Here is a 21,632-nt window from a genome sequence, read left to right as displayed (position 1 = left end):
ATAAATAAAGACTGATGAAATGATAAGAAAACTTGATGATTTTGTCATTTTAAGAGAGAATGTTCGTCCAAATTTATACTTGCCGATTTTTGTAAGAGGTCAAAAGGCCAAAAAAATTGGATAAGATTACCGAATTTTTATAACTTGAGGGAAGTTGCCGATGTCAACTCGTAGAGAACTTGCTAATGCGATCCGTGTCTTGAGCATGGACGCAGTACAAAAAGCTAAATCTGGTCATCCTGGTGCGCCGATGGGTATGGCTGATATTGCCGAAGTCTTGTGGAATGACCACATGAAGTATAACCCAACAAATGCAAATTGGGCTGATCGTGACCGTTTCGTTTTGTCAAACGGACATGGTTCGATGCTGCTTTATTCTTTGTTGCATTTAACGGGCTTTGATCTAAGTATTGACGACATTAAAAACTTCCGTCAATTACACGCTAAAACAGCGGGTCACCCTGAGTATGGTTATGCAGAGGGTATCGAAACAACGACTGGTCCATTAGGGCAAGGGCTGACCAACGCTGTTGGTATGGCGATTGCAGAGCGTACTTTAGGGGCTCAGTTTAATAAGCCTGGTCACAATATCGTTGATCACAACACTTATGTCTTCATGGGTGATGGTTGTTTAATGGAAGGTCTGTCTCATGAGTCCGCTGCGATGGCAGGAACATTAGGTCTAGGGAAATTGATTGCTTTCTGGGACGATAATGATATTTCTATCGATGGTCATATCGGTGACTGGATGGAAAAAGGGGTTCCTGGACGTTTCAAATCTTATGATTGGCATGTTATTCCAAATGTTGATGGTCATGATGCTGATGCAATTGATGCTGCAATTCGTGAAGCGAAATCAGTTAACGATAAGCCAACATTAATCTGTACTCGTACAACCATCGGTTTCGGTTCGCCAAACCTATGTGGTTCTCATGATTGTCATGGTGCGCCATTAGGGGATGAAGAAATTAAGCTGACGCGTGAAAACCTAGATTGGGATTATGAACCTTTCGTGATTCCTGAAAACGTTTATAACGGTTGGGATCATAAAGAGAAAGGGACTTCTGAAGAAACGGAGTGGAATACTAAGTTTGAAGCTTACCGCGCTGAGTACCCAGAAGAAGCGGCTGAATTTGAACGTCGTATGGCAGGTGATTTACCTGCAAACTTTGAAGTTGAAATGGATAACTTTATTGCGAAAACGCAAGAAGAAATGCCTAACATCGCTTCTCGTAAAGCGTCTCAAAATGCAATCGAAGCAATGGGACCTCTTTTACCAGAAATGTTTGGTGGGTCTGCTGACTTAACTGGGTCTAACCTAACAAACTGGTCAGGGACGGTCAAAGTTAACTCAACCGTAGCGGATGGTAACTACCTGTCTTGGGGTGTTCGTGAATTTGGTATGGCGCATATGATGAACGGTATGGTTCTTCATGGTGGGTTCAAGGTTTACGGCGGAACTTTCTTTATGTTTATGGAATTCATGCGTAATGCATTACGTATGTCTGCTCTAATGAAAATCGGTACGATTTATGTGTATACACATGACTCTATCGGTTTGGGTGAAGATGGTCCGACGCATCAACCGGTTGAGCAGTTAGCAACGATGCGTGTGATTCCGGACTTCCAAACTTGGCGCGGATGTGATGCCGTTGAGTCAGCTGTGTCATGGAAAGTCGCTATGATGCGTGGTGATGCGCCGACAGCATTAGTATTCTCTCGTCAGGCGTTAACGCCAATGGAGCGTACTGCTGAGCAAGTTAAGAATATCGAGAAGGGTGGGTACGTTCTGAAAGATTGTGACGGAACGCCAGATATTATCTTTATCGCAACAGGTTCTGAAGTTGGTCTGGCTGTTGAAGCAGCTGAAGCAATGAATGAAAAAGTACGTGTTGTTTCTATGCCATCTACTTGTGCATTTGATACTCAAGATCAAGCTTACAAAGATTCTGTCTTAACGCCAGGTGTGAAGCGCGTTGCGATTGAAGCAGGTGTTGCACAGTCTTGGTACAAATATGTGGGTCTTGATGGCGGTATGGTTTGCATGTCAACATTCGGTGAATCTGCACCTGCAGGCGAGCTATTCAAAGAGTTCGGTTTCACGGTAGAAAATGTTGTTGCAACAGCAAACAAGGTTCTTGGTAAATAATTATTTGTTTAAAACTGGGCTTGGATAATAGCCAGGCCTGGTCGTTTTTAGGAGTTTAAAATAATGACTATTAAAGTTGGTATTAACGGTTTTGGCCGTATCGGTCGTATGGCTTTCCGTGCAGCAGCAAAAGATTTTGCAAACATCGAAGTTGTTGCAATCAATGATTTATTGGACCCAGAATACTTAGCTTATATGCTTAAGTATGACTCAGTTCACGGTCGTTTTGATGGGACTGTTGAAGTTAAAGACGGTAACCTAGTCGTTAACGGTAAAACAATCCGTATCACTGCTGAGCGCAACCCTGCTGACTTAGCATGGTCTGATGTAGGTGCTGACCTAGTCATCGAATGTACTGGTTTCTTCTTGACTGAAGAATCTTGTCAAGCACACATTGAAGCGGGCGCGAAAAAAGTCGTTCAGTCTGCTCCTTCTAAAGACCATACGCCAATGTTCGTTTATGGTGTTAACCATTCTGAATATGCTGGTCAGGCAATTGTTTCTGCAGCGTCTTGTACTACAAATGGTTTAGCGCCTGTTGCTAAAGTATTGAATGATAACTTCGGTATCAAGCGTGGTCTAATGACGACTGTTCACGCTGCAACAGCAACTCAAAAAACGGTTGATGGTCCTTCTATGAAAGATTGGCGTGGTGGTCGTGGTATTCTTGAGAATATCATCCCATCTTCTACTGGTGCGGCTAAAGCAGTAGGTAAAGTATTGCCTGCTCTTAACGGTAAGCTGACTGGTATGGCTTTCCGTGTACCAACTTCAGATGTTTCTGTTGTTGACCTAACGGTTGAGCTTGAAAAAGATGCGTCTTATGACGACATTTGTGCAGCAATGAAGAAAGCTTCTGAAGGCGAAATGGCGGGTGTTCTTGGTTATACTGAAGAAGCAAACGTTTCAACTGACTTCCGTGGTGATTCTCACCCATCTATCTTTGACGCTAAAGCTGGGATCGCGCTAGATCCTACTTTCGTTAAGGTAGTTGCATGGTATGACAATGAGTATGGTTATACTTGTAACATGATGCGTGTTGTTGAGCACGTAGGAAATAACTAAGTTATTGCTTAGTTGATTAAAAGGGGAGGCAATTTGCCTTCCTTTTTAATTAATTTTTCTTGTCTGTATTGATGACGAGTACAGAAAAGAAAACTTAATTATTATGTAAATCTAATGCGCTCTCCTTCGGGAAGCGCTTTTAAACTTTAAAAAGAGGACTCAATATGTCTGTAATTAAGATGTCTGATCTGAACTTAGCCGGTAAGCGTGTATTAATTCGTGAAGATTTAAACGTGCCAGTTAAAGACGGTAAAGTAACTTCTGATGCGCGTATCCGTGCTTCATTGCCAACGATTAAGATGGCTTCTGAAGCAGGTGCGAAAGTAATGCTAATGTCTCACTTAGGCCGACCAACGGAAGGTGAGTACGCAGAAGAGTTCTCTCTAGCCCCTGTTGCTGCTGACTTATCAACTAAGTTAGGGAAGGAAGTTCGCATTATTAAAGATTACCTTGGTGGTGATTTTGAAGTAGCGGAAGGCGAAGTGGTTCTTCTAGAAAACGTACGTTTCAACGTCGGTGAAAAGAAGAATGATGAAGCTCTTTCTAAGCAATATGCTGCTCTTTGTGATGTTTATGTCATGGATGCATTCGGAACAGCTCACCGTGCGCAAGCTTCAACACACGGTGCTGGCGCCTTCGCTGAAACAGCTTGTGCAGGTCCTTTATTGGCGGCAGAGTTAGAAGCATTAGGTAAAGCATTAAACAACCCAGCGCGTCCAATGGTTGCGATTGTCGGTGGGTCTAAGGTTTCAACGAAATTGACGGTTCTTGAGTCTCTTTCTGAAAAAGTTGATCAGTTAGTTGTGGGTGGCGGTATTGCGAATACTTTCATCGAAGCAGCGGGTCACAATGTTGGTAAATCACTTTCTGAGTCAGATCTTATTCCGACTTGTAAAAAGCTAAATGAAATCATGGAAGCACGTGGTGCAGGGATTCCATTAGCTTCAGATGTGGTTTGCGGTAAAGAATTCTCTGAATCTGCAGCAGCAGAAACAAAAAATGTTTCAGAAGTAGCAGATGATGACATGATCTTTGATATCGGTCCTGATTCAGCGGCTGAATTGGCTGAAATCATTAAAAATGCTGGGACGGTTGTTTGGAATGGCCCTGTCGGTGTATTTGAGTTTGACCAGTTTGGGGAAGGGACCAAAGCTATTTCTATGGCAATTGCTGAGTCTTCAGCGTTCTCTATCGCAGGTGGTGGTGATACTTTAGCGGCAATTGATAAGTATGATATTGCTGATAAAGTTTCTTACATCTCAACCGGTGGAGGGGCTTTCTTGGAATTCCTAGAAGGTAAAAAGTTACCTGCAGTTGAAATGCTAGAAAAAGCAGCTGCTAAGTAATTATTAGATAAAGGTCAGGTGAGTTGGTTTGCCTGACCTTTATATTCATTTGTAAACATACTTCACGACGGATTTGCTGTAAAAGACGAGAGGATGCCTCGGTAAATGAATTCAAGGATAATGCACCCGATCAGGGAGTTTATTTCGCGAGTCATCTTGCTTTCAGTTAAATCGAAATGAAGGTTATTTAAAGGTAAAAAATCTTATGCCATCTGCTTTAAGAAGAACAAAAATTGTTGCAACGTTAGGTCCAGCAACGGACAGAGACGGTGAATTAGAAAAAATGATTAAAGAAGGGGTCGATGTTGTTCGTATCAACATGTCTCACGGTAATCCTTCTGAGCACATTGAAAGAGCACAAAATGTGCGTGAAATTGCTGCACGGCTAGATCGTGAAGTGGGGGTTTTAGTTGATCTTCAAGGTCCTAAAATCCGAATTGCTCGTTTTTCAGAAGGCAGTATTTTTCTAGAGCAAGGGGATAAGTTTTCATTAGATAACAATGTAGATCCTCTAGCAGGAAATCAAAAAGAAGTCGGGCTAACTTATAAAAGTTTGCCGTATGATGTTAAAGCTGGCGATCGCCTTTTATTAGATGATGGTCGTGTGGTTTTAGACGTAGATAATGTTGAAGGCGAACGTGTTAACTGTACTGTCGTTGTTGGCGGTAAGTTATCAAACAATAAAGGCATTAACTTGCATGGTGGTGGCTTGTCTGCAGCGGCTTTAACCGAAAAAGATAAAGAAGACATCTTAACGGCGGCCGAAATTCAATGTGATTATTTAGCATTGTCTTTCCCGAGAAGTGCAGAAGATGTAGAGTATTGCCGTTCACTTGCAGAAAAAGCGGGTTTGGTTTGTAGTATCGTTTCAAAAATTGAACGTGCAGAAGCAGTGAATGATGACTTTACGTTAGATGGTATTATCCTTGCCTCGGACGTGATTATGATTGCACGTGGTGATTTAGGGGTTGAAGTCGGTGATGCACAGCTCCCTGCGCTTCAAAAGAAAATGATTAAGCGCGCGCGTCAGTTGAATCGTATTACGATTACAGCAACGCAGATGATGGAAACGATGATTGAAAATGCGATTCCAACGCGAGCAGAAGTATTTGACGTCGCCAATGCGGTTATGGATGGTACGGATGCTGTGATGTTGTCAGGTGAAACGGCAACGGGTCATTCTCCGAGCTTGGTTATCAAGACAATGTCTGAAATTGCGCATGAAGCTGAAAAATCAAGAAGCACCCGTGAATCAACTCACCGTATTGATGAGTCTTTTACAGCGGTTGATGAAACAATTGCCATGGCGGCGATGTATGCCGCGAACCATTTCGGCGTGCAATGTATTGCAGCGTTAACAGAGTCTGGTAATACGCCATTGTTGATGTCGCGTATTAGTTCGGGTATTCCGATTATCGCCCTGACACCACACTTGGATACACGTCGCAAGGTTACGTTATATCGTGGGGTTTATCCTACCAGCGTTGATTATACAGGGCTGAATGATGATGAAGTGCAAGCTGGTATTCTGGAAGAGTTAAAAGAAAAAGGTGTGGCTAAATCAGGAGATCTGATTGTTGTGACACGTGGTAAAGCACGTGGTGCAATGGGCGGCACTAATCAAATGGAAATTGTTAAAGTCCCTTAGAAAAACAAGGACTTTCCGTATGATTTTTAAGCTTTTTTATCGTAAAAAAGCTTGTTAAAATGAACTGATTTATTTTTAAACTAATAGAGGAGTCTCGCATATGGCGATGATTACACTTCGTGAATTAATGGACTACGCAGCAGAAAACGGTTTTGGTATGCCTGCGTTTAACGTAAACAACATGGAACAGGTTCGCGCAATCATGCGTGCAGCTGATGCATGTAACTCTCCAGTTATTCTTCAGGGGTCTGCTGGCGCGCGTAAATATGCGGGTGAGCCAATGCTACGTCACCTAATCGAAGGTGCGGTTGAAATGTTCCCACATATTCCTGTGGTTATGCACCAAGACCATGGTTCGGATGAAGGTGTATGTCTTCGCGCGATTCAGTCTGGTTTCACATCAGTAATGATGGACGGTTCTTTACAGTCTGACATGAAGACGCCTGCTTCTTACGAATATAACCGTGATATCACAGCGGCTGTTGTAAAAATGGCTCACGCTGGTGGTGTAACGGTTGAAGGTGAGCTAGGATGTCTAGGTTCTCTTGAGACGGGGATGATGGGTGAAGAAGATGGTCACGGTTCTGATGAGAAGCTTGACGCGGATGCACTATTAACTGACCCAGAAGAAGCGGCGCAGTTTGTAAGAGAAACAAACGTTGACTGTCTAGCGGTTGCTGTTGGTACTTCTCACGGTGCTTACAAGTTTACTTCTAAGCCTTCTGACGATGTACTACGTATTGACCGTATCCGTGAAATCCATGAGCGTATTCCTGATACTCACATAGTTATGCACGGTTCTTCTTCTGTTCCAGAAGAATGGTTGGAAACAATCAACAACTTCGGTGGTGACATGGGTCAAACTTATGGTGTACCTGTTGATGCAATCGTTGAAGGGATTAAATACGGTGTGCGTAAAGTTAACATCGATACTGACTTACGTATGGCTTCTACGGGTGCGGTTCGTCAGCACTTAGAAGAAAACAAGTCTAACTTCGACCCTCGTAAGTTCTTGAAAGCAGCTGAAGATGCAATGATGGGTGTTTGTAAAGCACGTTTCGAAGCATTTGGTTGTGCAGGTCATGCTGACAAGATCAAATCACTAGGTCTTGAAACAATGCAAGCTCGTTACGCCAATGGTTCATTGGATCAAAAAGTAAACTAAGTTCTTAGTTACTTTTGATTGAATTAAAAAGCCCGATTTTATCGGGCTTTTTTTTTGTTTTAAAATCTTATGTTCCCCATTTATTGTTAAAATTAAAGGGTAGAGTTTACATTTTGAATAAATGGCTAGAATATAAGGCATACTGTATTTATGACTCTGTTTGATGCTATTTAGCCTGAATGGTGATACAAAAAACTGCGCCGAATAAAGCTGTCTTAAAAAACGCTGGTCGCTGGTAGAACTTATTAGTTTTTGGCTTGTTGGTTTTGTTAAGCTTGATATGGAATCAAGCTGACGGGATGGTCAGTTAAGGACTGTAGTTCTTTCAGATTCTCAAAGTCGGCATCTTCCGAAAGGTTATTGATAAAAATATGGGCAACGTCTAGCCCAGATTTTTCAATCGCATCAATGCTAAGCAGGGCATGATTTAAGCAACCCAGTTTATTCCCCACTACGAGAATCACCGGATACCCTAGCTGTTTGGCAAGATCGATATTCAGGCCATCAGACGCTAGAGGAGAGTATATGCCTCCTGCACCTTCGACTAGCGCTAAAGTGTGCTGAGGCACCATACAGGCTAGCGCTAAGTCTTGAATGGTAATGGTTTGTTCCGCTTGTTGAATCGCCCTAGCAGGGGAAATGGCGGGTTCCAGTAAATAAGGGCACACCGTTTTAAGAGGTGCTTGACTTTGACATGCTTGGTGTAGCTGTACGGCATCCTCCGAGTACAGTTCTCCATAAGCATCTTTTAATGCGCCCGAGGCAATGGGTTTGCGTGGAGAAATGACCAGGCCTGGCTGTTTTTGAAGCAGTGAGCGTGCGATTGCACAGCTGACGAAAGTCTTGCCAATGTCAGTATCGGTACCGGTTATAAAAAAACCACCGGGTTGGGTGGTTTTGAAGTATTGAAACAGCTCCGCAAAAGGCATTATGGGTTTTCCATTAACCGGGCTTGCGCTTCCTGGTACTTCTGGAACGTCATATCAACTACGTCTTCTGGAAGCTCTGGTCCTGGTGCCGTTTTGTTCCAGTCCAGTGTTTCTAAATAGTCACGAATATATTGTTTATCGAAACTATCAGGGTTTTTGCCAACTTGATAGGTTTTCGCAGGCCAGAAACGAGAACTGTCTGGTGTCAGGGCTTCATCGATTAAGTGAATCACGCCGTTCTCATCTTCACCGAATTCAAACTTGGTGTCGGCAATAATAATGCCGCGTTCTGCCGCAAAATCGGCTGCCATTTTATATAACGCTAAGCTGTACTCTTTAATTTTTTGAGCTTTTTCTTCGCCAATTAATGTAACCACTTCTTCAAATGAAATGTTTTCATCGTGATCTCCGATCTCAGCCTTGGTTGATGGCGTAAAAAGCGGTTCAGGAAGTTGTTGGGCTTTCTTTAAGCCTTTAGGCAGTTCAATGCCACATACGGTTTGTGTTTTTTTGTATTCTTTCCAGCCCGACCCAACCAGGTAACCACGAACAATGGCTTCAACTGGAAGGGGGGTCAGTTTGCGCACGATCATACCGCGCCCATCCAGTTGCAACAGCTCTTCTGGAGTTAACACATCGGCCAACTGCATGTCATCAGCCAATTGGTTTGGCAGAATGTGACTGGCTTTTTTCATCCAGAATTGTGCGGTTTCAGTGAGAATGCGCCCTTTTCCTGGGATTGGGGTTGGCAAAACCACATCAAATGCGGAAATTCGATCCGTAGTGACAATAAGCAGGTGATTTTCATCAATGTCATACAAATCGCGTACTTTGCCTTTGTTAATCAAAGGTAAGCTGGTTAAATCTGATTCGAAAAGTGGTTGCATACAATCTCTTCCAGTTATTTCTTTAAATTGTCTTCAAGCTGCTTTCGGTCTGTGTACGGCAGTTTTAAATGCCCATAACGTAAAATAATTACCGCTGCGGCAATCATCAGCATGGTGGCAGCTACGGCAATCATCTGCCACTCCGTGAGGTTTTTCATATCCAAAATCAAATAACGGGCGAGGGCAATAATGGCGATGTACATCGGGAATCGTATCGGCAGTTTTCCTGAATCCATGTAGATGGCAACCATTGCCAAGACTTCAAGATAAAGAAAAAGCAAAAGCAAATCACCCAGGGTAACTTTCATGTTGTCTACCATGACTAAGACTTCCTGGATACCGGCAATCACAGTGGCAATGGCAATAATGATGAGACCGATAATCTCAGATATGCGAATACTTCGTTTGATTCCTCTCACTGCAGGGTATTGATCCATGCCGAACCTCTTTGTTTAACAGACAAACTTAAAAGTAGAAACTCTAGTGCTTAACCCATTTAATTTAAACGGGTACTTACGAACGAATTCTATCTCAAAATAAACCGCTTGGGAGAGAGTTTTGTAAACTTTGTCTTTTGTTCAAAATCAGACTTTTAATGTCAGTCGAAAAAGCTGGTGGCGTATAAGGGGCTAAAATGATGTTTTCTTTTTAAAAAAACAAGGAGTCTGGTAAAATGCCTGCAATTTAATTTATTTCTTAAAAAGGATTCTAAAAATGGCTAAAAAAGAAAACTGGATTGCGCCGTCAATTTTATCAGCAGATTTCGCTCAACTAGGGACGGATGTAAAAGACGTTATTGCGGCCGGTGCGGATGTGGTTCACTTTGATGTAATGGATAATCATTATGTGCCAAACCTAACCATTGGGCCATTGGTGTGCGAATCTTTGAAAAACTTTATGGTTAAAGAAGATGTAAAAGCACCGATTGATGTGCATTTAATGGTTAAACCCGTAGACCGTTTGATCGGTGATTTTGCGTCTGCTGGTGCAGACATTATTACCTTTCACCCAGAAGCATCGGAGCATATTGATCGCTCTTTACAGTTAATTAAGGGAGAAGGGTGTCAAGCCGGGCTGGTTTTTAACCCTGGAACGTCTCTAAGTTATCTTGAGCATGTGATGGATAAAATTGACATGATTTTGATTATGTCTGTAAACCCTGGTTTTGGTGGGCAAGCCTTTATCCCTCAAGCGTTAGAAAAGCTAAAAGCGGCACGTAAGATGATTGATGAGTCTGGTCGTGATATCCGTTTAGAAATTGATGGCGGTGTGAAAGTTGAAAATATCGCAGAAGTCGCTGCGGCAGGTTGTGATACTTTCGTTTCTGGTTCAGGTATCTTCGGTAAAGCAAATGCCAGCGATGCAAACCGTTACGATACGGTCATCCAGCAAATGCGTGATGAGCTTTCTAAGGCCTAATCTTATTGGTCTAAAGCGTTGAAAGATTGAATAAACGCCAGTAACCGCTGGCGTTTTGTCGTTCTAATAAAAGTAAAAGCGTTTATTAGATCGATTGTATTAATTAATTGGAAAAACTATGTCGCAAGAAAAAATAAAACCTGGGTTCATCTTAATTGATTTGGATGGGACCTTAATTGACAGTGTACCGGACTTGGCTTATTGCGTTGATGAAATGATGAAGCAGCTTGATATGCCGGTTCGGGGTGAAACTGCGGTACGTAATTGGGTTGGAAATGGGGTTCAGCGTCTCGTCGAAAGAGCGTTGGTTAACTCTGTTGATGGCATGCCAGATCAAGATCTGATGGATAAGGCTTACCCTATTTATCTTGACCTTTATAAAGACAATAACTCTAAGCGTAGCTGCGTTTATGAAGGTGTTGTTGAAGGGATTGAATGGATGAAAGCACAAGGGTACCGTGTTGGATGTGTGACCAATAAGGCAGAAGCGTTTACGATGCCTATTTTGAAGAATAAAGGTCTGTACGATTATTTTGAAGTCATTGTATCTGGTGATACTTGTGAAGAGAAGAAACCGCACCCAATGCCGTTACTTTATGCTGCGGAACAACTAGGCGTTGCACCGGAAAATGCTTTGATGATTGGGGATTCAAAATCTGATGTGAAGGCCGCTCGTGCTGCTAGCTTCCATATTTTCTGTATGAGCTATGGGTATAATCATGGTGAAGACATTCGAAACTATGAACCAGATGCCGTCATGGATTCCTTTATGGAATTGCCAAACTACTTAGCCGCTAAGTAATCATTAAGCAAGGGAGATTGACCTGAAATGAAATCGTTTTTAAAAGCCTTTTTTATGGTGCTGACGAAGCCTTTTTGGTGTTCCTTTTCAGGTCTTTATCAATTGATCCAGCTTAAAAAATTTGAACGCAAAGCGGCGCTATCTCATGCTGCAAAAGGAAGTGAAGATGAATGATACACATTTTGCTGCCTTATATAAGCAAGGGTATAAAACAGCGCCGGTCATGCGCACCATTTTGTCCGATTATGATACGCCATTGAGTGTTTATCATAAGGTAGCAAATCAACCGCAAAGTTATTTGTTTGAATCAGTTCAAGGCGGCGATAAATGGGGACGTTATTCTATTATTGGTTTGCCTTGTTCAAAGCGCTTAATCGTTGAAGGGCAACAAATTACCGTATTAGATGGTGAGCAAGTACTGGAACAGCAAGTCTCTGACGACCCGTTAGCATGGATTGAAGCTTATCAAACGCGCTTTAAGGTTTTTCCTCAACCAGGTTTGCCGGCATTCACTGGTGGGTTGGTGGGATACTTCGGCTATGACGCGGTTCGCTATGTTGAGAGTCGTTTGCAGACATCCGAGCCGGAAAACGATGATATTCAAGCGCCGGATATTCAGCTGCTGGTATCTGAAGAAATCGTGGTGTTTGATAACTTAAGTGGTCAGGTTCATGTCATTGTGCATGCAGATTTAAGCCAGAAAAACGCGTTTTCAAAAGCTGAAGGACGCGTGGCTGAAATCGCTGATATGATTAATCAACCCATGTCTGTTCCGAATGATTTGCCAAAAGAGACATTGTTAACCGAGCAAGATTTTGTCTCTAGCTTTGGAGAGGAAGCGTTTAAGCAAGCGGTTGCCAAAATTAAAGACTATATTCTGGCTGGGGATGCCATGCAGGTGGTGATTTCACAACAAATGTCTGTGGATTTTGATGCGGCACCGATTGATTTATATCGCGCACTACGCTACTTAAATCCGTCTCCTTATATGTTCTTTTTGGATTTAGGCGACTTGCAGATTGTCGGTTCTTCTCCAGAAATCCTAGTACGTCTTGAAGACAATACGGTAACGGTTCGTCCGATCGCTGGTACACGTCGCCGAGGGCTGACGCCGGAAAAAGATAATGCGATGGAAAAAGATTTATTGTCTGATCCAAAAGAGCTGGCAGAACATTTAATGTTGATTGATCTAGGTCGAAATGATGTTGGGCGTATCGCCAATGTGGGCTCGGTCGAGTTGACTGAAAAAATGATTGTCGAACGCTATTCTCATGTGATGCATATTGTGTCGAATGTTAATGGTCAAGTGAAACCAGGAATGTCCCCTATTGATGTATTGCGCGCCACTTTCCCAGCCGGGACCGTTTCGGGCGCGCCTAAAATTCGGGCGATGGAAATTATCGACGAATTGGAACCTGTTAAGCGTGGGGTTTATGCCGGTGCCGTTGGTTACTTAGGTTGGCATGGTAATATGGATACTGCGATTGCCATTCGTACAGCGGTGATTAAGGATGGGCGCTTGTTTGTGCAAGCAGGTGCAGGTGTGGTCGCTGATTCCGTGCCACAGTCAGAGTGGGATGAAACCATGAACAAGGGACGCGCGATCTTTAAAGCGGCAGAATTTGTGACCAATGGTCTTAAAACCGATAATCCAGATGCTGGACATCGTTAATAGGAAAAGGATAAAAAATTATGTTGTTAATGATTGATAATTACGATTCTTTTACCTATAACCTAGTGCAATATTTTGGTGAATTGGGGCAAGATGTTGAAGTATATCGTAATGACCAAATTACAGTTGAAGCCATCGAAAAAATGAACCCGGATTACTTGGTCATTTCTCCTGGCCCTTGTACCCCAAATGAAGCAGGTATTTCGATTGCTGCGATTCAACACTTCGCTGGCAAAATTCCTATTTTGGGCGTGTGTTTAGGTCATCAAAGTATTGGGCAGGCATTTGGTGCCAAAGTGATTCGTGCAAAAGAAGTCATGCATGGCAAAACTTCGCCCGTTTATCATCATGATATGGGGGTGTTTAAAGGGCTACCAAACCCAGTTGAAACGACTCGTTATCATTCGTTAGTGCTTGAGCAAGAAACGTTACCGGAATGTTTAGAGGTAACGGCTTGGACACAATGTGAACAAGCTGGAGTAGATGAGATTATGGGTGTGCGTCATATTTCTTTGCCGATTGAAGGGGTTCAATTTCATCCGGAGTCTATTTTGACCGAACAAGGTCATGCCATGTTAAAGAATTTTTTAGAACAAAAAGACCAACGACCATAATTGAAACTAGGATCGCTTATGCAATTACGAGATGCACTGGAACAGCTTTTAAATAAACAAGATTTAACTGCCGAACAAATGGAATGGGTGATGCAAATGCTGATGTCCGGGCAAGCCACTTCCGCGCAGATTGCTGCAATCCTAGTTGCGTTAAGAGCAAAAGGTGAAACCGTAGAGGAAATCACTGCCGCTGCATCTGTGATGCGTTCTCTGGCAACGCAGGTCGACCTAGCTGATAAGACCCATATGGTAGATACCTGCGGCACGGGGGGGGATGGTGCCAATACCTTTAATATCTCAACCGCATCCGCTTTCGTGGCTGCTGCTGCTGGCGCAAAAGTGGCAAAACATGGTAGTCGATCTGTTTCTAGCCAATCAGGCAGTGCTGATTTATTGGAAAAAGCTGGCGTCAATTTAAACCTGACACCAGAACAGGTGGCCGAATGTGTAGAAACAGTCGGCGTTGGTTTTATGTATGCACCGGCTCATCATAGCGCCATGAAACATGTCATTGGGGTGCGCAAAGAAATTGGCGTTCGCACGCTTTTTAATATTCTTGGCCCTTTAACGAATCCGGCACAAGCGCCCGCACAAGTGTTAGGTGTGTATGATTCGAACTTATTAATGCCTTTTGCACAGGTGTTGCGAGAGTTGGGATCAAAGCATGTGATGATTGTTCATGCGCAAGATGGGTTGGATGAAATTAGTATTGCCAGTTTAACCGAAGTGGCTGAACTAAAAGAGGGTGCCATTACGCAATGGACGTTAGATCCTTCTGAATATGATGCGGATCATCCTGATTTGAGTGATCTGAAAATTGATTCAGCCCAAGACAGTTTAAATATCATTCATGCTGTGTTAGCAAATGACCATAGTGCGGCGGCAGATATTGTCTGTTTGAATGCCGGGGCATCCATTTATGTATCAGGGGTGGCAACCTCTTATGCAGAAGGCGTACAAATGGCTAAAAATGTGATTGCCAATGGTCAAGCTCGAGAATTGTTTAACCAGTTTATCCAGAAAACGCAAAGTTTCGCATAAGCATGCCACATACTAAACAGCCAGGCCTGGCTGTTTTTAATACATTAGTGCATCTATTGATTGAATTGAGAATAAGAACATGAAGCAAACGCCCGATATTTTAAAAAAAATTATTTTCCGTAAACTGGAAGAAATTCAAGCTGGCTGTGAACGCATTCCGCTTAGAGAAATGAAACAAAAGGCATTGATGATGACAACGTCGCCCACACGTGGGTTTGCCGATGCCATGCAAGCGAAGTTAGATGCAGGAGAGTCGGCGGTGATCGCTGAAATTAAGAAAGCCTCGCCAAGCAAAGGTGTGTTACGTGACCCTTTTGATCCGGTGGATATTGCCAAAAGCTATGAAGCCAATGGCGCGGCTTGTTTGTCGGTGCTGACAGATCAAGATTTTTTTCAAGGATCAAATGAGTACTTGAAACAGGTTCACGACGCGGTGGATTTACCGATTATCCGGAAAGATTTTATCGTGGATGATTATCAGGTGTACGAAGCGCGAGTCATTGGTGCAGACTGCATTTTATTGATCGCTGCAGCCATCGGTGATGCGCAATTGTATGAATTGACAGAAACGGCCTTGCAATTGGGTATGGATGTCTTGGTTGAAGTGCATAATGAAGAAGAAATGGAACGAGCATTGAGGTTACCTTTACCGATGATAGGTATCAATAATCGCGACTTACATTCTTTTGAAGTATCGTTGGAAACCACTATTCGTATGCTGGATATGATTGAGGATGACCGTATTGTGATTACCGAAAGTGGTATTCTTGGGCCGGAAGACGTTGCAAAAATGCGTCAGCATAAGGTCAATAGTTTTTTGGTAGGAGAGGCGTTTATGCGAGCTGAGAATCCTGGAGAAAAACTGGCTGAATTATTCGGAGTATCATCCTGACTAAATCTTTGAGCCCGATTAAGTGTAATTGCTTAAGTTGACTTTGTTTGATAACCTTGTACACGAGTAGGTTAATAAAAGGAGTCAGGAAAATGAGAAAGACAATCGCAATGAGTGTGTTACTGTCGTTATTCAGTCTAATTACGCTCCCCGTTCAAGCGGCAATGGTAAATACCAAACAGTTAGTGCAAGAACAATCAATGGCTGCAGAGCGCGCAAAGTTGAGCTCAATGATGCAGCGTGAAGACGTGCAAGCACAGTTCGTTCAAATGGGCGTTTCGCCAGATGACGTTCAGCAACGTGTAGCTTCTCTAACGGATGCAGAAGTTGCTCAGTTAAATCACCAGATGGAACAGATTCCTGCAGGGGGTGATGTCTTAGGTGTTGTCGTGTTGATTTTTCTGGTATTCATCGTGACCGATATTATTGGGGCGACAGACATCTTCCCGTTTGTTCACCCAGTAGATTAAATCATCACAAAAATGCATTTAAATCTATATCAAAACACCCGGCCTTGGCTGGGTGTTTTGTTTCTACTCTTTTTTTTATTGCTATCAGGCTGTGCTACGGCCCCTCAAACCAAAGAGCTGTTTGAAGGTTCTTCAATGCCTGTCAAGCCAACGGTTGAATTGACAGATGTTCCTTTTTTTCCCCAAGAAAAATATCAATGTGGTCCCGCTGCGCTGGCAACGGTTCTGAATTATGAGAAAATAAAAGTTTCTCCCGAATCATTAGTGCCCTCTATTTATGTGCCTGAACGTCAAGGTAGTTTCCAACTGGAAATTCTGGCTGCAACCCGACAGTATGGTCAGGTTGCTTATGTCATGGATCCGAGTCTAGAAAGTTTATTAAAAGAAATTGAGGCTGGAAACCCGGTATTGGTGTTGCAGAACCTGGGCTTGGACAGTTATCCCATGTGGCATTTCTCGGTGGTGGTCGGTTATGATTTGAAAAAATCGCAAATTTTATTGCGTTCTGGTACCACTCGTCGCTGGGAAACCTCGTTTGCAAACTTTGAACAAACTTGGCTTCGTGCAAATTATTGGGGGGTTGTGATTACAGATCCAACGCATTTACCAGCAACAGCTGTTCCTGCAAAATGGTTGCAAGCCGCTTATGATCTAGAGAGTGTCCAGCAACTGAAAGCAGCAGAAAAAGCGTATCAAACGGCGACCCAATATTGGCCTGAGCAAAAAAATGCATGGTTGGCTTTGACTAATTTATATTATCAGCATGGACGAACGGCTCAAGCATTAGCGCTTTTTAATCAGGTGATGCCGGATTTTTCAACTTCAACGGAAATGTGGAATAATTATGCCTATGTCCTACAGGCTGAAGGATGTCATAAAGCTGCATCAAAAGCAGCCCAGTGCGGTTTGAGCCTTGCACCCGATGATATTAACCTGCAAGCGACGGTTGCTGAAATGGATCAGAATTCAAAACAAAATTCTGCTCAATCTCATTGTCCTCGTATTGATTGCAAGAAAAAATAACGTCTTTATTATTTTCCTTTAAGCCGCTAAAAATGGCTTGGTTAATAGCGTTTTAACCATTTGATTGTTGGTGCCTTTTTAATAAAATTCCCGCCGTTTAAAAAAGATGCAAATCGCATGAAAAAATTGCTTGCAAAGAATTAAAAAAGGAGAATAATACGCTCTCCTTTTTTCCAAAAGAAAAATGGTTATACCTCACGTGATGACTTGAAAGCATGCGTGGCTGGGGTTCATCAAACTACGCCTTTGTTTGTGGACTAATATTAATCATTCATCCGTATACATATCTTTTTGCGGGTGTTTTATAAGGTACTCCTTAATGCCAAATTCAGAAAACGTCCTGGTCACGGGTAACGACCACTTTGAAGTGATTGAAAAAACGACCGTGATTGACGATACCTGGCCGACACACGACCAGGCGATTGATGATCAAACGTTAGACCATTTTATCTGCCGAGATGGCAAAACCTTTGCAGGAACGCATTTAATTGCTGATTTCTGGGGCGCATCACATTTAGATGACCTTGCTTTGATGGAAAAAGCGTTGCGTGAAGCGGTAGAAAAAGCGAAAGCAACTTTGCTTCACATCCACTTGCATCACTTTACGCCTAATGGCGGGATTTCAGGGGTCGCTGTTTTGGCCGAATCACATATCAGTGTGCATAGCTGGCCAGAACGGAATTATGCCGCGTTTGATGTGTTTATGTGCGGTGACTCTGAGCCAGCTAAAGCGATTGACGTTTTAAAAGCCGCTTTTACGCCGTCGAATGTCGGCGTGGAAAATATTTTGCGAGGGGAAGTCACCGATGGCAATCAACTTTAATAAACCGAAGCCTTATTTAGAAACGCTTTATCCGACTTGGGGACAGCAATTTTTGATGGACGAAGTGCTATTTGAAGTGGATACCGAACATCAACACTTGATCATTTTCAATAATGAGCAGTGGGGCACGGTGATGGCACTAGACGGTGTGATACAGACAACAGAAAAAGATGAGTTTATCTATCATGAAATGATGACGCATGTGCCGATGTTGGCCCATGGCAGCGCCAAAAAGGTGTTGATTATCGGTGGCGGAGATGGTGGCATTTTGCGTGAGGTTTTAAAGCATCATGGTGTTGAGTCGGTAACTCAGGTAGAGATTGATCAACAAGTGATCGATATGTGTCAGCAATATTTGCCTAAGCATTCTGCTGGTGCCTTTGATCACCCCAAAACCTCAATTGTGATTGCAGATGGTATGGATTTCGTAAAGGAGTGCACGGACAAATTTGATGTGATTATTTCCGATTCAACCGATCCGATTGGCCCGGGGGAAGTTTTGTTTACCTCTCAGTTTTATCAGGGCATTCAGTCATGTTTGAACGATGGCGGCGTTTTCGTGGCGCAAAACGGGGTCAGCTTTATGCAGACGGATGAGGTCACGACCACTTTTAAACGACTGTCGCCTTTGTTTAAAGAATCGAGTTTTTATTCGGCAGCTGTCCCCACTTATGTCGGCGGGATTATGACATTTGCTTGGGCCACAGATGATCTGAGTTTAAAACAGCAAACCGTAGAAGTAATTCGATCTCGTTATGAAGCCGCAGGAATACCAACGCGCTTTTATACGCCCGAATTGCATGTAGGGGCCTTTGCTTTACCCAAGTATGTACAACAAGCAATACAATCGTAAATTAGATAGTCATTACAGGCTAATTCAGCCTTTTGGAGAAAAACATAAATTGAATACAGCAGAACTCGTCCAACATTTTGCAGAACAGACGCACCCGGATGAACTTGAGCAGTTTGATCGCTCTACCTTAAGGGACTTGCTGACACAGCATGACACGCCTTTTCTGGTTTTGGATTTGCAAGAAGTGGAATACCAGTACAGTGCGTTGCAAAAAGCGTTACCAGGGGTAGAGTTATTTTATGCCATTAAATCACTCGCACACCCTGCGGTGATTCGTCGCTTGAAGAAATTAGGTGGCAGTTTTGACTTGGCAACGGCTGGAGAAGTCGATTTGGTTAAAGGGTTGGGCATTGAAGGACAACAATGTATTCATACCCATCCGATTAAAAAAGACCGCGAAATTCGACATGCATTGGATTTTGGGTGTACGCGGTTTGTGGTGGATAATCCAGATGAGGTTTTGAAATTCATTCCGTATAAAGATGAAGTGGAATTGATGATTCGGGTTAGTTTCCGTAGTCAAGATGCCATTGTGGATTTATCTCGCAAGTTTGGCTCGGCTTTGGAAGAATTGCCAGGCCTGGTCAATTTAGCGATGGAAAGTGGCTTAACCGTGTCGGGTTTGTCATTCCATGTCGGGTCGCAGTCTTTGTCGCCTTTTGCGCAAGTGAATGCCGTGCAGGCATCGATTTCAGCCATGAAAGAGATGTCGCATGTTCACTGGAAATGGCTTGATATTGGCGGGAGTTTTCCTGTTTCTTATCAAGGGCCGGTGATGCCGATTGAAGATTTTTGCGCGCCGATTATGGAGGCGTTGGCAGAACTACCCGCATCGGTTAAAGTTTTTGCGGAACCGGGTCGATTTATTTCAGCCCCCAGTATGATTGAAGTCATTCGAGTGGTGGGCAAGGCAAAACGAGGTGCGCGAACTTGGTACTATATGGATGACGGGGTTTATGGTGCTTTAAGTGGCCAAATGTATGATCATGCTAAATATCCGATTTCTCCTCTAAAACCGATAGATCCGACAGGGGATTTCTATCCGAGCGTTTTGGCGGGGCCGACGTGTGACAGTGTAGATGTAGTGGATGAAGATATTGAATTGCCTGAATTAGCGGTCGGTGATATTTTGATTGCGAAACAAATGGGCGCTTATACCATTGCGTCTGCCTCAGAATTTAACTATTATCCTAAACCTACGATAGTGGTGGTCGAAGATTTGATTGATCATACAGATGATGAATAGAGGATAACAACATGGCAACAATCATTAAATGGCAAGGTGGAATGGCTTTTGAAGGCACAACAGAGAGTGGGCACTCCGTATTAATGGATGCGGCACCTGAAGTCGGTGGTGAAAACAAAGGCGCTCGCCCCATGGAAATGGTGTTGTTGGGATTAGGTGGCTGTACCAGCATTGATGTGATTATGATGTTGCAAAAGAGTAAGCAGGCAGTAGAGGATTGTCAGGTTGAAATCAGCGCCGAGCGCTCCGACAGTATTCCCAAAGTGTTTACGAAAATTCATGTGCATTTCAAAGTGGTGGGACAAGGCTTGAATCCTAAAAAAGTGGAAAGAGCGGTAAACCTGTCTGCTGAAAAATATTGTTCTGTATCCAAAATGCTAGAACAGTCTGTTGAAATGTCACATGATTTCGAAATTATTGAAGTGTAATCCTTTTTCCATCAACCTTCGTTCGATTGGATAGGATATGTCGTTACAAGGTAGAATGGATTCAGAACAAAAAACGACCAGGCCTGGTCGTTTTTTGGTTTAAGGCTTCGCAAGATGCATAAGCACGTTTAAAAATGCCTCGCAAGCTTCGATCGAAGCGGTTTCATTCATGGTGTGATAGCCCGTGGTTGGAATTTGAAGTGTTGTGCCATGCACCAATCCATTGGCATTGGCGGTGATTCGTCCTAATTCAGTGCGCCCAATGCCCATTCTAGGTTGCTCTGACCCTAAAGTCTGTTGGTTCAGGTGTTCAATATACTGATCTTTAAAACTAAACGGAATGTCGAGATCAAAGCAAAGTCGGCTGAGTTCTTGTGTGGTTTCCAAATGAAACTCTGCGTGTTCATCCTTGTTTCTAAGCACTACGAGTTGCTTATCAGCTTCTTCACGATTTCGGTAAGGGCTCGTGTCCAGCACATATAAATTATTGATTGGGTCACCAAAACGACGGTACCATTCCAGTAAATAACGCCAGCTCCCTCCGGATTCTTCTTCAGCGGTAAAGAAAGCCGTTCCTTGGTAACCTAAGCTAAATAAGTGCACCAGCATCGCTGCGGTTAAAACATTGTCGAGTTGTCCAGAAAGTAATCCTTCATCAATCTTCAATTTGTCTTGAAAGCCGACGGGGGTTCCGGCAACTAAGTGCTCTAAGCCATCGACTTCAAAAATCAAGTTGTTACGAAATTCGCAAATATAAGCATTGTTAATCGTGCCGGAACCTCGGTAGGCGCCAGACCAAGGTTCATAGGCTAAAACAGGGGTGCTTTCAAAACGATTCATTAAAGTCATCTTTAGCTCATTACTGACATCATTGCCCAGTAGATCGGTCATTTTCCCTGCAATAAAAGCGGCAAACTGGAATTCATTCGGCCCCGTGCACATTAATCCGTGTCGATCAATATGACTGGAAAAGTGACAGCTTTCTGGGGCATCTCCCTGAGCAACCAGCAGGCCTTCATACCAAGTCACCTTAGCGCCACGCTCTTCTAATTCTCGCTGTAACACTCTAAAAAAAGCATGCTCTGCGCCGACGACACTGGGTTGTCGGATTAACGCTTTTAATAAATCTAGAAATTCGTCGAAGTTGTTGTCCATGCTAG

Annotated in this window: 22 protein-coding genes; 18 read left to right on the top strand and 4 right to left on the bottom strand. The window is 43.2% G+C overall.

The window, feature by feature from the left end; all coding sequences use genetic code 11:
- Window positions 1-160 precede the first annotated feature (160 nt).
- The 5 genes from tkt (at window position 161) to fba (ending at window position 7,373) form a co-directional block, all read left to right on the top strand.
- Window positions 161-2,149, top strand: coding sequence for a transketolase (tkt, locus tag P8629_RS03940; RefSeq protein ID WP_278164657.1), 1,989 nt, complete (start codon window positions 161-163; stop codon window positions 2,147-2,149).
- Between the two features lie 63 nt (window positions 2,150-2,212).
- Complete coding sequence (gene gap, locus P8629_RS03935) at window positions 2,213-3,214, top strand: type I glyceraldehyde-3-phosphate dehydrogenase (protein WP_278164654.1); 1,002 nt, start codon at window positions 2,213-2,215, stop codon at window positions 3,212-3,214.
- A gap of 164 nt (window positions 3,215-3,378) precedes the next feature.
- Window positions 3,379-4,560 carry a phosphoglycerate kinase gene (locus P8629_RS03930; RefSeq protein WP_278164652.1) on the top strand — a complete coding sequence of 394 codons (1,182 nt, stop codon included), beginning with the start codon at window positions 3,379-3,381 and terminating at the stop codon, window positions 4,558-4,560.
- A gap of 205 nt (window positions 4,561-4,765) precedes the next feature.
- Window positions 4,766-6,208: a pyruvate kinase gene (gene pyk / locus P8629_RS03925; RefSeq protein ID WP_278164650.1), complete on the top strand. Its 1,443-nt coding sequence runs from the start codon at window positions 4,766-4,768 to the stop codon at window positions 6,206-6,208.
- A 100-nt stretch (window positions 6,209-6,308) separates the two neighbouring features.
- Complete coding sequence (gene fba / locus P8629_RS03920; protein WP_278164648.1) at window positions 6,309-7,373, top strand: class II fructose-bisphosphate aldolase; 1,065 nt, start codon at window positions 6,309-6,311, stop codon at window positions 7,371-7,373.
- Window positions 7,374-7,642: 269 nt separating this feature from the next.
- Here fba and bioD read toward each other — a convergent pair whose 3' ends face one another.
- Genes bioD through P8629_RS03905 form a run of 3 tightly spaced genes read right to left on the bottom strand, consistent with a single transcriptional unit; the run spans window position 7,643 to window position 9,626 of the window.
- Window positions 7,643-8,302 (bottom strand): dethiobiotin synthase, encoded by a 660-nt coding sequence (gene bioD / locus P8629_RS03915; protein WP_278164646.1) that lies wholly within the window; start codon window positions 8,300-8,302, stop codon window positions 7,643-7,645.
- Window positions 8,302-9,189, bottom strand: a complete 888-nt coding sequence (locus P8629_RS03910) for a phosphoribosylaminoimidazolesuccinocarboxamide synthase (RefSeq protein WP_278164644.1) — start codon at window positions 9,187-9,189, stop codon at window positions 8,302-8,304. Before P8629_RS03910 ends, bioD begins: the two co-directional genes overlap by 1 nt.
- A 14-nt stretch (window positions 9,190-9,203) precedes the next feature.
- Window positions 9,204-9,626: a phosphate-starvation-inducible PsiE family protein gene (locus tag P8629_RS03905; protein ID WP_278164642.1), complete on the bottom strand. Its 423-nt coding sequence runs from the start codon at window positions 9,624-9,626 to the stop codon at window positions 9,204-9,206.
- A gap of 277 nt (window positions 9,627-9,903) precedes the next feature.
- Here P8629_RS03905 and rpe point away from each other — a divergent pair, with 277 nt between their 5' ends.
- The 13 genes from rpe to P8629_RS03840 all read left to right on the top strand — a co-directional run bounded on the left by rpe (window position 9,904) and on the right by P8629_RS03840 (window position 20,472).
- Window positions 9,904-10,608 carry a ribulose-phosphate 3-epimerase gene (gene rpe, locus P8629_RS03900; protein WP_278164641.1) on the top strand — a complete coding sequence of 235 codons (705 nt, stop codon included), beginning with the start codon at window positions 9,904-9,906 and terminating at the stop codon, window positions 10,606-10,608.
- 118 nt (window positions 10,609-10,726) lie between these two features.
- A complete protein-coding gene (locus tag P8629_RS03895; protein ID WP_278164639.1) occupies window positions 10,727-11,410 on the top strand; it encodes a phosphoglycolate phosphatase in 684 nt (227 codons plus the stop codon).
- A 27-nt stretch (window positions 11,411-11,437) separates the two neighbouring features.
- Window positions 11,438-11,584 (top strand): hypothetical protein, encoded by a 147-nt coding sequence (locus P8629_RS03890; RefSeq protein WP_278164637.1) that lies wholly within the window; start codon window positions 11,438-11,440, stop codon window positions 11,582-11,584.
- Window positions 11,577-13,082: an anthranilate synthase component I gene (gene trpE / locus P8629_RS03885; RefSeq protein WP_278164635.1), complete on the top strand. Its 1,506-nt coding sequence runs from the start codon at window positions 11,577-11,579 to the stop codon at window positions 13,080-13,082. Before P8629_RS03890 ends, trpE begins: the two co-directional genes overlap by 8 nt.
- 20 nt (window positions 13,083-13,102) lie before the next feature.
- Complete coding sequence (locus tag P8629_RS03880; RefSeq protein WP_278164633.1) at window positions 13,103-13,696, top strand: anthranilate synthase component II; 594 nt, start codon at window positions 13,103-13,105, stop codon at window positions 13,694-13,696.
- Between the two features lie 18 nt (window positions 13,697-13,714).
- Window positions 13,715-14,737, top strand: a complete 1,023-nt coding sequence (gene trpD / locus P8629_RS03875; protein WP_278164631.1) for an anthranilate phosphoribosyltransferase — start codon at window positions 13,715-13,717, stop codon at window positions 14,735-14,737.
- Window positions 14,738-14,816: 79 nt separating this feature from the next.
- A complete protein-coding gene (gene trpC / locus P8629_RS03870) occupies window positions 14,817-15,629 on the top strand; it encodes an indole-3-glycerol phosphate synthase TrpC (RefSeq protein ID WP_278164629.1) in 813 nt (270 codons plus the stop codon).
- 92 nt (window positions 15,630-15,721) lie between these two features.
- Window positions 15,722-16,099: a DUF6627 family protein gene (locus P8629_RS03865; protein WP_278164627.1), complete on the top strand. Its 378-nt coding sequence runs from the start codon at window positions 15,722-15,724 to the stop codon at window positions 16,097-16,099.
- Window positions 16,100-16,234: 135 nt separating this feature from the next.
- A complete protein-coding gene (locus P8629_RS03860) occupies window positions 16,235-17,122 on the top strand; it encodes a PA2778 family cysteine peptidase (RefSeq protein ID WP_278164625.1) in 888 nt (295 codons plus the stop codon).
- A 319-nt stretch (window positions 17,123-17,441) separates the two neighbouring features.
- Window positions 17,442-17,945 (top strand): adenosylmethionine decarboxylase, encoded by a 504-nt coding sequence (gene speD / locus P8629_RS03855; protein WP_278164623.1) that lies wholly within the window; start codon window positions 17,442-17,444, stop codon window positions 17,943-17,945.
- Window positions 17,929-18,798 (top strand): polyamine aminopropyltransferase, encoded by an 870-nt coding sequence (gene speE / locus P8629_RS03850; protein ID WP_278164621.1) that lies wholly within the window; start codon window positions 17,929-17,931, stop codon window positions 18,796-18,798. The genes speD and speE overlap by 17 nt, the downstream gene beginning before the upstream one ends.
- Before the next feature lie 49 nt (window positions 18,799-18,847).
- Window positions 18,848-20,044 (top strand): type III PLP-dependent enzyme, encoded by a 1,197-nt coding sequence (locus P8629_RS03845; protein WP_278164619.1) that lies wholly within the window; start codon window positions 18,848-18,850, stop codon window positions 20,042-20,044.
- An 11-nt stretch (window positions 20,045-20,055) separates the two neighbouring features.
- A complete protein-coding gene (locus P8629_RS03840) occupies window positions 20,056-20,472 on the top strand; it encodes an OsmC family protein (protein ID WP_278164617.1) in 417 nt (138 codons plus the stop codon).
- A 99-nt stretch (window positions 20,473-20,571) separates the two neighbouring features.
- Here P8629_RS03840 and P8629_RS03835 read toward each other — a convergent pair whose 3' ends face one another.
- Window positions 20,572-21,627 (bottom strand): peptidase M42, encoded by a 1,056-nt coding sequence (locus tag P8629_RS03835; protein ID WP_278164615.1) that lies wholly within the window; start codon window positions 21,625-21,627, stop codon window positions 20,572-20,574.
- Between the last annotated feature and the right edge of the window lie 5 nt (window positions 21,628-21,632).

It is taken from the genome of Hydrogenovibrio sp. 3SP14C1, assembly GCF_029625905.1.
Classification (GTDB): domain Bacteria; phylum Pseudomonadota; class Gammaproteobacteria; order Thiomicrospirales; family Thiomicrospiraceae; genus Hydrogenovibrio.
The sequence above is the reverse complement of the archived record's forward strand: the minus strand, read 5'-3'. Positions and strand labels throughout refer to the sequence as shown.